The 13,649-nt window shown below is 45.2% G+C and carries 10 protein-coding genes; 5 read left to right on the top strand and 5 right to left on the bottom strand.

Annotated features, from left to right (window positions below):
- On the bottom strand, nucleotides 1–200 hold a 200-nt coding region (locus IM500_RS04560; protein ID WP_287737819.1), incomplete at its 3' end, for a helix-turn-helix domain-containing protein.
- Between the two features lie 102 nt (nucleotides 201–302).
- On the opposite strand from IM500_RS04560, the gene IM500_RS04555 reads away from it, so the two are divergent.
- Both IM500_RS04555 and IM500_RS04550 read left to right on the top strand, forming a co-directional pair.
- Nucleotides 303–1,517 (top strand): polysaccharide biosynthesis/export family protein, encoded by a 1,215-nt coding sequence (locus IM500_RS04555; protein ID WP_190722864.1) that lies wholly within the window; start codon nucleotides 303–305, stop codon nucleotides 1,515–1,517.
- Nucleotides 1,518–1,634: 117 nt separating this feature from the next.
- Nucleotides 1,635–3,857 carry a GumC family protein gene (locus IM500_RS04550; RefSeq protein ID WP_190722865.1) on the top strand — a complete coding sequence of 741 codons (2,223 nt, stop codon included), beginning with the start codon at nucleotides 1,635–1,637 and terminating at the stop codon, nucleotides 3,855–3,857.
- A gap of 6 nt (nucleotides 3,858–3,863) precedes the next feature.
- Here IM500_RS04550 and IM500_RS04545 read toward each other — a convergent pair whose 3' ends face one another.
- Complete coding sequence (locus IM500_RS04545) at nucleotides 3,864–5,312, bottom strand: family 10 glycosylhydrolase (RefSeq protein WP_287737816.1); 1,449 nt, start codon at nucleotides 5,310–5,312, stop codon at nucleotides 3,864–3,866.
- Nucleotides 5,313–5,644: 332 nt separating this feature from the next.
- Here IM500_RS04545 and IM500_RS04540 point away from each other — a divergent pair, with 332 nt between their 5' ends.
- Complete coding sequence (locus IM500_RS04540; RefSeq protein WP_190722867.1) at nucleotides 5,645–6,400, top strand: cobalt-precorrin-6A reductase; 756 nt, start codon at nucleotides 5,645–5,647, stop codon at nucleotides 6,398–6,400.
- Between the two features lie 449 nt (nucleotides 6,401–6,849).
- On the opposite strand, the gene IM500_RS04535 is transcribed toward IM500_RS04540, so the two are convergent.
- On the bottom strand, nucleotides 6,850–8,037 hold the full coding sequence (locus tag IM500_RS04535; RefSeq protein WP_190722868.1) for a TRC40/GET3/ArsA family transport-energizing ATPase: 1,188 nt from the start codon (nucleotides 8,035–8,037) through the stop codon (nucleotides 6,850–6,852).
- Nucleotides 8,038–8,111: 74 nt separating this feature from the next.
- Entirely contained in the window at nucleotides 8,112–8,531 is a 420-nt protein-coding gene (panD, locus tag IM500_RS04530) for an aspartate 1-decarboxylase (RefSeq protein WP_052277873.1), read from the bottom strand.
- A 37-nt stretch (nucleotides 8,532–8,568) separates the two neighbouring features.
- Between panD and IM500_RS04525 the strand changes: the two genes are divergently transcribed.
- The gene (locus IM500_RS04525) at nucleotides 8,569–9,396 is read left to right on the top strand and encodes a DUF3598 family protein (protein WP_190722879.1); all 828 of its coding nucleotides are present in this window, start codon (nucleotides 8,569–8,571) and stop codon (nucleotides 9,394–9,396) included.
- A 1,265-nt stretch (nucleotides 9,397–10,661) separates the two neighbouring features.
- On the opposite strand, the gene IM500_RS04520 is transcribed toward IM500_RS04525, so the two are convergent.
- Nucleotides 10,662–11,444 (bottom strand): aldolase/citrate lyase family protein, encoded by a 783-nt coding sequence (locus IM500_RS04520; protein WP_287737815.1) that lies wholly within the window; start codon nucleotides 11,442–11,444, stop codon nucleotides 10,662–10,664.
- 353 nt (nucleotides 11,445–11,797) lie between these two features.
- Between IM500_RS04520 and aspS the strand changes: the two genes are divergently transcribed.
- Complete coding sequence (aspS, locus tag IM500_RS04515) at nucleotides 11,798–13,585, top strand: aspartate--tRNA ligase (RefSeq protein ID WP_190722870.1); 1,788 nt, start codon at nucleotides 11,798–11,800, stop codon at nucleotides 13,583–13,585.
- The last annotated feature ends 64 nt before the right edge of the window (nucleotides 13,586–13,649 follow it).

Genomic DNA, 13,649 nt, shown 5'->3' with positions numbered 1-13,649 from the left:
TCTAATTCTTCTTGTTTTTTCCAATCGGTTAGCATTGAAGAAGTTTCAGCATATCCTACTCTTTCTTGTCTTTCATACCCTGCTTGTGTTCGTTCGTGGAGAGCTTTATTGTAAACTAATCTTACACAGCCCAATGTGCGCCGCAATAGCGACTCTTGTGTTGGTGTGGGGTAAAATCGAAACGAATAGGCTTTTTCCATGCCTCACATTCTAGAATATATCGTCTAAATGCGCTAGTATTTAACGGTAAAGCCGCCGTAAAACGGCGGGGTTTCAGACCCAAATTTTCGATGATTCCACCAATGCTCAACAAGTTTTTGCCAGTTAGTTTATTCAGAACTGGGGCCATAGCCTTATCAGGGTTGGGTCTGACAGGGTTCTTGTGGGTAATTGACTCCGAGAGACTCAAGGCCCAGGGGCCTTTGTCCATACCCCAGACTCAACCGGGGGCCGGGTTGGAATTTTTGCCCCCCCAACCCCCTAATCCCACCTTTCCTGAAAACACGATTCCCCCTACCGGCTACAGTCCACCGGTTTACTCTCCTAATAATCGCCAATCCCGACAAATTCAGGCCTATCGACTCGATATCGGCGATCAAATTACTGTCTCGGTTCCCGATTTTCCCGAATTTAATTCCACGGGGCCGGTGGATCCCGATGGTAATTTTCTGGTGCCGATTTTAGGGCGTATTCCTGTGCTGGGCTTGACTTTAGACGAAGTGCAAACTAAAATCCGCCTCGAATTGGGGCGAAAATACTTGCGGGAGGAACCGGAAGTGATTGCGGTTTTAACCACTGCCCGTCCCGTCCAGTTAACCATTCTGGGAGAGGTACAGCGACCGGGGTTTTATAGTATCGCTCCTAATACTCCCCTAGCGCAGGTACTTTTGGCGGCGGGGGGTGGCACTCCCAGAGCCGATCTGCGTTCGATCGTTGTCCGTCGGGTTTTAGTCGATGGTACAGTATTAGAGGAGAAACTTGACCTTTATACTCCCTTAATTAAAGGGGAACGCTTGCCAGATATGCGTCTGCAAGGGGGCGATGCCGTGATTGTTTCCAAGTTAGAAGTGGGCCAAGAAACGGGATATAATCGCACACTGGTGGCGAGAACCACCCTCACCCAGCAGAATATCACTGTCAGGGTTTTAGCTCCCTTAGTTCCTTCGGGAATTGCCCTGAGAAATGTTTCGATTCCCAATGGCAGCACCTTCATCGATGTGGTGGCTAGTTTACCGGTTTCCGATCGCCTGCGGATTAATGTCAATGAAGTGTCTCTGCTACGTTTTGATAGTGCCAAAGGGGGAATTGTTAGTCAAACTTTGAGTCCGATAGCGGCAGTTAGGGGAGATATCTCCCAAAATGTTCCCTTAGAAGATCAAGACGTAATTATCGTTACCCGCACCCTATTAGGGGAAATTTTCGCCGCTTTTAATATCATTACCCAACCCATTCGGGATATTTCCAATTTTACCAATACAATTCTCAACCTTAGCAATCAATTCAATAACTTCCAATAATTGAGGGGCAACTTGCTCCCTTCACTCCTTAACACAACTTCATAAGCTAGGATTTCAAGGGCGAGAATCACTCTTGACCGCTAAAATGTAAAGAATCTGGGAATATATTAAAAAGCTATGGCTCTACCAATTGTTAAACGATTTCTCATCTCGCTAGATCAGAACAAATTTGTGGGAATATTCGTCTTCCTGGTCTGTTTAGGTGGTTCTGTGATCTTTGCTCTCCTACCCGATCCTGAGAAACCCCCCACCTTTTATCGGGCGGTGGGACAATTGGCCTACCGGGTGCCGCCGCCGGCTTTTACCAGTACAGGAACCCAACTGCAAGAACAAGGGCGGGCTATTGACCGCGATTTACTGCTGTCTCCCCGGGTATTGGTCAATGCCGCCAAAAAACTGCAATTTAATCAGGAACAGATCGTTAAAATTCGCGATCGAGATTTGAAAATCACCTTCCCCGGTGAAGCGGAGGGACAAAAAAATAATAGCAATCGATCTACAGGAACCGACCAACCCCAAGAAATACTTTTAGAGTTAACGGCCGACTCCCAGGCCAAGGCGGAGTTAATTCTCGAAACCTTGATGAAGGAAATGGTGGAATACAGTCGCTGGCTGAATACTTCCCAGTTACGGGCCCGCATAGAAGCTCTCAGTGTCCGACTTAACGAAGTCCAAAAAGATTTAACCAGAGCCGAAGAAAAGTTTTATCGCTACATTAGTACCCAGGGTTCAGATTTATTGGCGATTCAAGATGGGAGTTTATTCACCGCGATCACCAGTAGTCAACAGCAACAGCGAGAAATTCGCCTAGAACTGCAAGGCATTCAAGGACAGATTAATAGTCTGAGTGAACAACTCGATTTAACCCCCGATCAAGCTTACACCTCCTCGGCCCTTAGTGCCGACCCGATTATTGCCAGTATCCGAGCGCAGATCTTGGACACGGAAGCCCAATTGGAGCGACTACAGAAGGATTTACGTCCCGAACATCCCACCGTAGTTAAATTACGCAAACAACAGCAAGTTAACGAATCTCTCTTACAAAAAAGAGCCGCCGAGGTGATCGGAAAAGATGGCATCCTGACCGATCTTCCCAGCAGTCGCATCCGTCAGCAAAGTAATCTCGATGCCACCCGTCAACAACTAGCGGCTCAATTAGTCACCCTGCAAACCCAGCGCGAGGGTTTAATGAAACAATTAGAATCCTTAGTGACTCAGGAACAGCAATTACGCTCCCAATACGAGAAATTCCCCGATAAACAGCTACAGCAAGCTCGTTTAACCCAAGCCGTCGCCTTTCAACGGGGTATCTACGAGAATATTCTCAATGCTCTGGTGGATGCTCAGGCTGCAGAAGCGGAAACCGTGGGTAGTCTCACCGTCGCCCAAACGCCAGTGGCTCAACCGATCGAACAGGTGTTTAACCGCAAGAATCGTACCTTGATTCTCTTGGTGGGTGCTGGGTTGGGAACTTTAGCCGGATTGGGTACGATTCTCCTGTTAGCAGTGATCGATGATCGCCTGCACAGTCCCCAAGAATTGCGGGAAGCTTTGGTTAGTCGGGATATACTAGTCTTAGGACAATTGCCGATTGTGCGGAATTTAGAGGGCGAGGAAATCGAGCCGATTCTCGCCGATGCTAATGCCAATTATCTCCCCTACTACGAACGTTTACGCAGTACCCTGCGACTTGTGGGCGGCGGCGAAACGGTGAAAGTGGTTGTTGTCACCAGCATTACTGGCGGAGAGGGGAAAACCGCCACTGCCTATAATCTGGCGATTGCAGCATCTTTAGCGGGCCGACGGACTCTGTTAGTCGAAGGAGATCTGAGAAGTCCCTCTAAGGCCGAAGAAATCGGAGTCACTCCCGATCCCAATTCTTTCCGAGAACCCCTACTTTACTACGGGGCAAAAAGTAAATCGATCCGGCTGGCCCCAAATATAGAAAACCTTTCCATTTTGCCTAGTCCCGGTCCGCAAAAACAAGCGGCAGCTATCATTGAATCGAGCGAATTACAATTAATTCTCAAAGATTCTCGCGGCCGTTTCGATCTGGTGATTGTGGATACTCCTTCTCTGTCTAGCTGTAATGATGCGCTGCTCTTAGAAGAACTAGCGGACGGGATTATTCTGGTAACGCGCCAGGCGATAACTCGTTCTAGTCTCTTGAGTGAAGCAACTGACCAGTTAACAGAAGCGGAAGTGAAAATTTTAGGGGCGGTGATTAACTACGTCGATATTACACCGACTCTCAACACCCCCGGATCGGAACTGCCGCCTTTGATAGTTCCCCCACTACAGGAAAAAACAGAGACAGAGGAAGTGAAAGTGGAGGTGTAAATGCGGTTACTTATGACAAAATCTTCTGGCTCGATCGAATTGTGGTTCTTGCCAAGAAAAAGCAAAATGACTGATACTATCTATGGTGGGAAAGGCTAGGCGAATCGCTTCCATTTGCACTTCTAAGGAGGGACGATTGTTATAGGGTTGTCCCCATAAACCCGCTAAAGCTGGGATAACAGGAGTTTGATTTCCCCTGCTTGCCACTACTCTTTTGATCTGATTAACCACACAGGTGGTATCGTTACAATTAGCGTAGGACATAGGATGCCATTCTAGGGAAGCGGGAAAACTATCCCAAGCTTGTAAACGGGAATCAAAACCTTGATTACCCACAAGACGATTTCCATCAGGAAAAAACACTGCCCCGGCGGGAATTCCCTGACGTTCCACTAGGGCAGAAAAATAACTAATATAATCAATTACACCCTGGGCAGCATGGGCAACCGCTAGGAACCAAAGTTCTAATTTGAGGCGATCAAAACGACTTTGAACTGATTGTTTCATCTCCTCTTCTAAGGGGATTCTACCCTGCCAAAGAGGGGCAGTTTCTTGGGGATAAAGGCGATCTGCTTCGACGATATCATGGGGGGAAATTTGGCCGCGAGTCAGATAGCGATCGATTAAAAATTTGCCCTTATTATTCAATCCTCGATTAATTAAAGCTTGTCGGGATGCCGGACTAAAAATCCATAAATCTTGGACATTATCAGCCACGGAATCGACTCCTGTTCCTCTGGGATAGCGAATATAATCAAATAAAACTCCATCGGGACGACGTTGTAAAATGGCTTCTAGGAGAATTAAATAATCCTGTCGCGCTTGATTGCTGTAGGGATCGACAAAAGTTTGGGATCGATCATCGACAAAAGAGGTGCTATCCTGTCCTTTACCATTGCGTGCTAACACCTCCTGTCGCTCGGGTTTTAAGCTATAAGCATAGCCAAAATTGAGGCTAAATAACCAAGCGTACACCTTTAAACCGCGTTTATGTCCCTGTTTGATCGCCTGTGCTAATAAATCCACATTTCCGGCACCCGGATTTTTAATCACGCTATCCCAAACCGTGGGATTATTGTTAGGAGGTAATAAGACTTGACCATCGGCAAAAACTTCCAGATAAACTATATTATAACCTTTGGCCACGATGCGATCGAGGATACTTTCTATCGCTCCGGGACGGGTATCACAGGAGTAGAGACGCAACCAGATTGCCTGTTCCTGTAACCAGTGTCGGGAACGACAAAAGCGCAATTGTTCAGCATATTTCTGTACTAAAATGTTATATTCTTGGGGGGAAGTTTGACGCAGATTTTCTTGTTGTTTGATTTCCGATTCGGAGAGTTGACAATTATCATTGACAGCGAGGCTAGAGTTAATCCCGAGAGGACTACTCCAGAGGATTATAGCGAGGAAACAGGATAGCGATCGCAGAGAATTGACTTTCTTTAACATAGTTGTTCACGGCAAAAGTAGCAAAGGAAAAATTTTCTTAGTTTGCTATTTTTTTAGCCCTCTTCTAGAACTCTAGCAAAAGTCTTACAGTCTCTAAACTCTAGCTCTCTTATCGGGTAAGCCTTCAACTAATTTCTAAGCGCAAGTAGAGAGTTGATAGACTGTATTTGCATTATACAGCGAAAGTCAATATGTTTAGATTACCTCGTTGCAAGGATCTCCCTTGTAACGCATTTCCAGAGGTTCTAGCTCTTGTGTAACCCCCCAATATCTTTCCTTTGCAAGGCAAGATAGGAAGATGGAAAATTAGTTAACCTTTTGGCAATTGCTAGATGACTAAAAATAAAAGAGTGCTGATTTTAGGGGGAACGGGGGAAGCGGCGGCATTAGCGGCTAAAATTGCGGCAATTCCGGGTATAGATGCCATCGCTTCTTTGGCAGGTCGCACGAGAGAACCGATTACTCTCACAACTCCTTCTCGCCGGGGGGGGTTTGGTGGTGCCACCGGGTTAGCCAATTATCTGCGCCAAGAAGGCATTGATTGTTTAATTGATGCCACCCATCCCTTTGCCGCACAAATTTCCTTTAATGCCGCTCAAGCCGCCTTGTATTGTGGTATTCCTCGATTAATGTTAAGACGTCCAGCTTGGGAAAAAGTATCTGGAGATAATTGGATTGAAGTAGAAAACAATCAAGCTGCGGCGAATATTTTACCCGGGTTAGCGCCGCGGATATTTCTCACTATTGGTCGGCAAGAACTGGCAAGTTATGGACATTTAAACAATATCTGGTTTTTGATGCGGATGATTGACCCTCCGGAACCAGATGCCATCGTACCGGTTGGAAAATTATTATTGGAACGGGGGCCTTTTTCCTTGCAGTCAGAGCGCTCTCTTTTACAAGAATATAAGATTGGGGCGATCGTGAGTAAAAATAGCGGCGGTGATGCCACCTACGCCAAAATTATCGCCGCTAGAGAGTTGGGAATAACTGTGGTCATGGTGCAACGTCCACCCGTACCTGAAGGAGAAAAAGTGGCAGATGTTGAAAGTGTCCTGGCATGGTTAGAAAAAAGATGGCTCTCTTGATTTTTCTGGGAAAATCATCAGTAAGGTTGGCTGAAAAAGTCAATTGTCTGGTGATGGGGTGATGGGGTCGTTTTTGGCGAAGGAGCTGCCAGATTTTCAAGTCCTGTCAGGGCGAAGCATTCGGGCAATAACCTATCGCTGAAACCGTAGATTTTCTATCCGAATGCTTCGCCCCTACTTTTTGCCGCAAACCCTAAGTAGTCGTGCAAAATTAATTTCCCAGTCGAGAGGGTTGATGGGAGACAGCTATCAGTTATCATACTAAATCCGTTGAGCAACGCACAGAAAACGGGTTTCTCGGAGAAACCCGTTTTCTACTCATGCACTCATGCAAAAAAGGGAATAAATAATCAGTCTTTAATAACCAGATTTAGGATCAGATGTTATTTTTCAGTTCACTGATTACTGATTACTGATCACTGAAAAGCTTCCCACCCAATCTAGGGAAATTACACTTTCACCACGTTGCTAAAAGAGATTTTCAGGTAATCATCTTCCATTTTTGCTCCGGAAGGTTTCAGGGCTGCTAAAGCTTGGGGTAAGACTAAATTACGACGGTGATTACCGATGCGAATATTTAACTCATCTCCAGTTTTATTGAGTTGTATTTGTTCCTTGGGTATGCCGGGTAAATATAATTCCAGACTGTAATTATTTTCCTGTTGAACTACCCGAATAGTGTTTTCTTTGTAATAAACTTTCGTCGGATCTTCCCCAGCAAAAAGAGTTTCTTTCAGTCTTTCCAAAGCGGGTAAACCACACATTTCTTCGGAGTAGAGAGGAACTTCTTTAACCGGTAAAGGATGAAAATTATCGTAAATTTCCTGTTTATAACCCTGTTGATTTTCTTTCCAACGAGCAAAGAAGGGATCGGTTACTTTGTCGGGAATAATCCGATTAGCAATAATCAAATCGGTGGAAACATTATAGAGACTTAGATAGGCATGGGCGCGTAAAGACTCCTTAATCACCATTTTTTCGGGGTTTGTCACCAAACGTACCGAGGTTTGAGTATTATCGGTCAAAACCTTTTCTAAAGCCTCGATCTGCTCATAAAACTCGTAGGGAGCGTCCATAACTTCCTTGTCCGGTAGGGAAAAACCGGCGATCGGTCGAAAAAAGGGTTCCACCAGTGGTCGCAATGCCACCGACATTCCCTGTAAAGGTTTGTAAAATCTTCTCATGTACCAACCGCCCACTTCTGGCAAACTCAGCAATCGTAAGGCTGTACCCGTGGGTGCGGAATCGATAATCAACACATCATAAGTACCCTCATCGTAGTGGCGTTTCATGCGAACTAAGCCGAAAATCTCATCCATTCCGGGTAAAATCGCTAATTCTTCCGCTTGCACTCCATCTAAACCCCTAGCTTGCAATACCTGAGTAATGTAACGTTTTACTGCGCCCCAGTTGCCTTCCAATTCCATTAGTGCGTCTAATTCTGCCCCCCAAAGATGGGGACGTACCAAACGAGGATCGTGACCTAATTCGAGATCGAAACTGTCAGCGAGAGAGTGAGCGGGATCGGTGCTAAGAACTAGGGTTTTATAGCCAAGTTCGGCGCAGCGGAGTCCTGTAGCGGCGGCGACGGAGGTTTTACCCACGCCTCCTTTACCGGTCATGAGAATTACACGCATGGGGGCTGATTCTAAGAAAATTTACATTACTTATTCTTATTATGACGGGAAAGTTAACAAATTGAGGACAAGAATCAGCATTCTTGGCTATAGAATTCCACTCCCCGACCATCACCCCGGGGAATTAGGCTCTGTTCAAAAAATTGCTGACAGCGATTTTCAGCATCAGCGACGAGAACTTTGGCAAAATGACCGTTTTCGAGAACTTCTTGCCTTGGACGTTGTTCGTAGGCATAGATAATCAAAATATCTCCTGGTTGACAGAGCAGAGCCGCACCACCGTTGGGGCAAATTTCCCCGGTTTGGCCCGGAAAAACGTAGGTGGAAAAGCGCTTACCATTGCTAAGATTGACCACATCCACCTCTTCAAGCGGCAAAATGCCGACCCGCTCAATCAATTCTCGATCGATAGTGATACTGCCGACATAATCGACGTTAGCCTCGCTGACGCGCACTCGATGAAGTTTGGCGTGCATTAATCGAATTGTTCCCATGTATTTTGTCCTATTTCCCCCAATTACTTCAATTATTATGCTCTCCCAGTGGGAATGTTTACTAAAAAATCTCGGTCAATGGCAAGGTTCTTTTACCCGTCTGTCTCCCCAAGGCGATCTGATCGAAGATACCCCGACTTTGGTATCTTTGCAAGGCATTAATAATAATCGATCGATTCGTCAATTGGTCCGCCGTCTCTACAGCGATCAAGCGCCAGAAGATTTGATTTTAGAGTATAGTTCTCTCCATCAGGGTATTCTATTTAGCCAGACGGGAGCTTTTTGCCAAGGTTCTCTATATTTTAGTAGTTTTTCCTCACAATTCGGAGCAGAATTTGGGTTAATCTCTGGGGAAAGACGATTAAGAATCGTACAGTTATTTAATGAGCGCTGTGAGTTCGATCGCTTGACTTTAATTCGGGAAAAGTTAGTTGATTCTCAGTCACCAGAAAGACCGATGTTAACGGTGGAGCAATTACTGGGTCAATGGCGGGGACAAGCGGTGACAACGGGACGGGATTTTTATAATTCTCCTGCCTATTCTACCCATGTATCGATCGAGCGTCAGGGGGATAATTATCTCTCGCAAACTTTGACTTTTGGTGATAGTCAAATTACTTCTAGCGCTCGGATTGAGGGACAAAGATTGTTGTTTGAAAATGGTCCGCTGCCGATTCAAATCCTGCTGCTGCCCGATGGAGCCTCCTGTAATACACCTCTGAAAATTACTGCCGGTCATCGTTTTGTTTTAGAGGTGGGTTGGTTACTTTCTCCTACTCAAAGACAGCGCTTAATTCGTTCTTATAACGAGAAGGGAGAATGGACAGGTATTACTCTGGTGACGGAGGAAAAAGAAAGCTATTAGCCGTCAGCCATCAGCTAGATTGATAATAAAAAGGAAATTGACAATTACACTGAAAAATATAGCGTTTCTGATCAAGATGAATTATAACTGGATTTGGCATCGTCTCCTTGCTCGGAGACTTGCCAAAACAACAACTTTGTACTTCACCAATAAGATAACTGCTCTCAGAAGCTAAATGCTAAGGGTTAATTTACATAAGCAAAATTTATCAAAATCCCAATATACTTGAGAAGATTTAAATTTACATTCCTTCATCTTTACTTTTCTTAAAAAATAATTGAGAAAAATTCCTATTTGTCAACGAGATTGCAATAGTTACAGCCTGCTGCTAGGATCTAAGAATTGGGTTACTCTGTGCATTTTTAGTCCTTGTGCCTTGAAACCCTTACCCAGTCTAGGATGACTAATTCGTCCCCAGGAAAAACTTGCCAATTGCTCCTCTGACGAAAAAGATCTTTTGCCAAAAATATGTGTACTTATGTTAAAACGAAAAAGTTTTTTTGACAAAATGTACCAGATGTGCTGCGAGAAAAGTCTCCAGATTAGCTACTGGGGATGGGAAACTGTTAACTATCTAGGGTTTGCGGCAAAAAGTTGGTTGGTGGGGGCGGGGGTGTGGAAGGAACCACAGAGACACAGAGGACACAAAGATTGATCACTCCTATATAACGCTCTTCTGGGACTTTCGGAAATCCCTGACCGAATCCAGATTCTGAAACCCTTGCTTGACAAGTGATCGCTAACTTTTTTTCTAATAAAAACTCAAATTTCGGGTTTCTGTTAGTTAGCGATAGCTTGAAGGCTTACCCCATAAGAGAGCTAGAGTTTAGAGACTCTAAGACTTTTGCCAGACTCCCAGAAGAGCGATAAGGGACTTGCGCTTTGATAATGTACCATCTGGCTGGTCTGGTTCTTCTACAGAGCGATTTTCTGGCTGGGATATTATTCCTACGCAAGTCCCTAAGTAGTCGTGCAAAATTAATTTCCTAGTGAAGATAAGCAAGAGGCAAGAGGCAAGAGGCAAGAGGTGGTTAGATATGTGTAATTAATTTTGCTTAGGTACTTACGTTATAAGTTAAACTGATCACACCAAGAATAAGAGAGCCAATTTCCCCCCCGAACGATCCAATCCCTGGCACTTTTGGATTTCAAAAAAGCCTAAAAATCTGATCCAACAAGGTTTTTAGATTTACTAAGCAAGCCCTGAATATTTTACACAATTCATACTAGGTAAGCAACAGGGCTACGGCACTACTACCGAATCATTACCCAAAAAGTAAATCATGGAGGATTGCTAAACGCTGGTCATCTTCACGAACAATAGCACCATAATAATTTTTTTTATTCTCTAGCCAGAGTAATTCAAACTCGATCGCCTTGGGCAAAGCTAAACCAAAATTATCCAAAGCTTGGGGACAATCAAAGATAACTTTGCGCGTCTCGAAGCGGTCAAAATGTCCTTGGCAGAACATTTTGAAAAACGGTAAAGAATGCAGTGACACCCCACCCCCAATAGCAACAGTCAAACCGGCAGCCTTAGCTTTTTTTGCCAAAGGTAAAGCCAGAGCCAAAACTTGCTCGCTATTCACATCCTGGCGAGTTAATCCCAAAGAACAGGCTAAATCCATGCGTCCGATCACGATACCATGGAGAGATTTTATCTCTGGAATCGCCAACATTTCCTGAAAATTCTCACAGGCAGTAATCGTTTCGATATTAACTAATAACTCCACATCTTCCACCCCTTGATCAGCTAAAACCCTCCTAGCTGCCCGCAGATATTTTTGTAAAGCATAGGCTGTTTCTACCATGGGAGCAATCAAGCGATCGACTCCTAAATTAACCGCATCAAAGATATCTCTGATCGCTTCGCAACCGGCGATTTTCAGATTAAAATCTACCCCCGCTTTCAGACTAATTTCTTTCAACCGCATCGCTTCCGTCAGTCGGGTTCCTTCCGTCTCGAATTCCGCTTTTACCCCTGAAACATGGTGATCTTCCCTGAGTTCTCTTAACAGTTCCACCATTTTTTTTTCTAAGGAATTCATGATTTTAATCGTTCACAATCGGTAACTGCTAGATCAGCCTTGTTGATTATAGCCGATCCGCGAAAAGCCGATGGCTGAGGACTAAGTAGGTGTTAAAAATTGTCAGATGCCCTCTTATTCAGGAGGGATTAAGGGGGTGCCGATCCCCCCTTATCAAGGGGGGCAGGGGGGATCGAACCCAAAATCTATCTTCAATTTAATTAAAACCAGCTACTTAGGAAACCATAAAAATACCCTAAACAAGAGGACAAAAGCGACAAAATACCGGCATAATGAACAAGGCCGTCTGATTTTTTTCTGGCCACATCCTTTCTATACTACATTCGTAATATAAGTAATTCTCTAGTTAGACTATGCGAACTCACTACTGTGGCGACCTTAGCGCGATCGAAATTGAAAAAAGTGTCACCCTCTTCGGTTGGGTCGATCGCCGTCGCGATCACGGTGGCGTTATTTTTATTGATCTACGGGATCGCAGTGGTATTGTCCAGATCGTCAGTGATCCCCAACGAACCCCCGCTTCCTACCCGATCGCTGAAACCGTCAGAAACGAGTATGTCCTCAAGGTGACGGGAACAGTCAGTCAAAGGCCTACCGAATCCCTTAACCCGCGCATTGCCACCGGAGAAATCGAAATTTACGCCACTAGCATCGAGATTCTCAACGGGGTTACTAAACAACTGCCTTTTGTCGTCTCCAGTTCCGAAAGTGAATCGGTCCGGGAAGATGTGCGCTTGCGATACCGCTATCTAGACCTACGCCGGGAGCGTATGAGTCAGAATTTACAACTACGTCACCAAGTTGTCAAGGAAATGCGCCGTTTTCTCGAAGATGAACAGCATTTTATCGAAGTGGAAACGCCAATTTTGACTCGATCGACTCCCGAAGGGGCGCGGGATTATCTGGTTCCTTCCCGTGTCAACCCGGGCCAATGGTACGCTTTACCCCAATCACCGCAACTATTTAAGCAATTATTAATGGTGTCGGGAATGGATCGCTACTATCAAATCGCCCGCTGTTTCCGGGATGAAGATCTGCGCGCTGATCGTCAACCGGAATTTACTCAGTTGGATATGGAGATGAGTTTTCTCTCCTTACCTGAGATTTTAGCCCTCAATGAGGCTTTGATTGCTCATATCTTCAAAAAAGTCAAAAATATCGATATAAGCCTGCCCCTGCCCCGTTTAACATATTCTGAGGCTATGGATCGCTATGGGATCGATCGCCCCGATACCCGTTTTGGCTTGGAATTGGTCAATGTGGCGGAGATTTTTGCCGATTCGGGATTTAAGGTGTTTTCAGGTGCGATCGCTAGTGGTGGGACGGTGAAAGTTTTACCGATTCCCAACGGTAACGAGGCGATTTCTAACGTCAGAATCAAACCGGGTGGGGATTTATTCAAAGAAGCCACCGACGCGGGGGCGAAGGGAATCGCCTACATCCGCGTGCGCGAGGACTACGATTTTGATACCATTGGTGCGATTAAAGATAACCTGACAGAGGCACAAAAACAGGCTTTAATCGAGAAGACTGGCGCAAAACCGGGGCATCTGCTCTTATTTGGGGCGGGAGATACCGATACAGTCAATAAATCCCTATCCCGCCTACGCTTAGTTTTAGGGGAACAATTGGGATTAATTGATCCTGATAAAATCAACCTCCTCTGGGTGACGGATTTCCCGATGTTTGAATACAACGCCGAGGAAAAACGCCTAGAAGCATTGCATCACCCCTTTACTGCCCCCAATCCCGAAGATTTAGACGATCTAGCCCACGCTCGCGCCCTAGCCTACGATATGATTTTTAATGGTATTGAAATCGGTGGCGGCAGTTTGCGGATCTATCAACGGGAAGTACAGGAAAAAGTCTTCGCCACCATCGGTCTATCCCCAGAGGAAGCCTATAATAAATTCGGCTTTTTGTTAGAAGCTTTTGAATACGGAACCCCTCCCCACGGTGGCATCGCCTACGGTTTAGATCGCTTGGTGATGTTGTTAGCGGGGGAAGAATCAATTCGCGATGTGATTGCTTTCCCGAAAACCCAGCAAGCTAGTTGTTTACTCACTTCTGCACCTTCAACAGTGGCAGCGAAGCAATTAAAAGAATTATCCGTTGCTTCTACCTACAAACCGCCATCCTAAGATTAGGGTGGGCAATGCCCACCTAATTTTTAAAAGTCTGTTGACACTAAGTTAAATTCTTTTC

The organism is Microcystis sp. M179S2 (genome assembly GCF_020245805.1).
GTDB classification, from domain to species: Bacteria; Cyanobacteriota; Cyanobacteriia; order Cyanobacteriales; family Microcystaceae; genus Microcystis; species Microcystis aeruginosa.
This window is presented reverse-complemented; position numbering and strand designations above follow the sequence as displayed.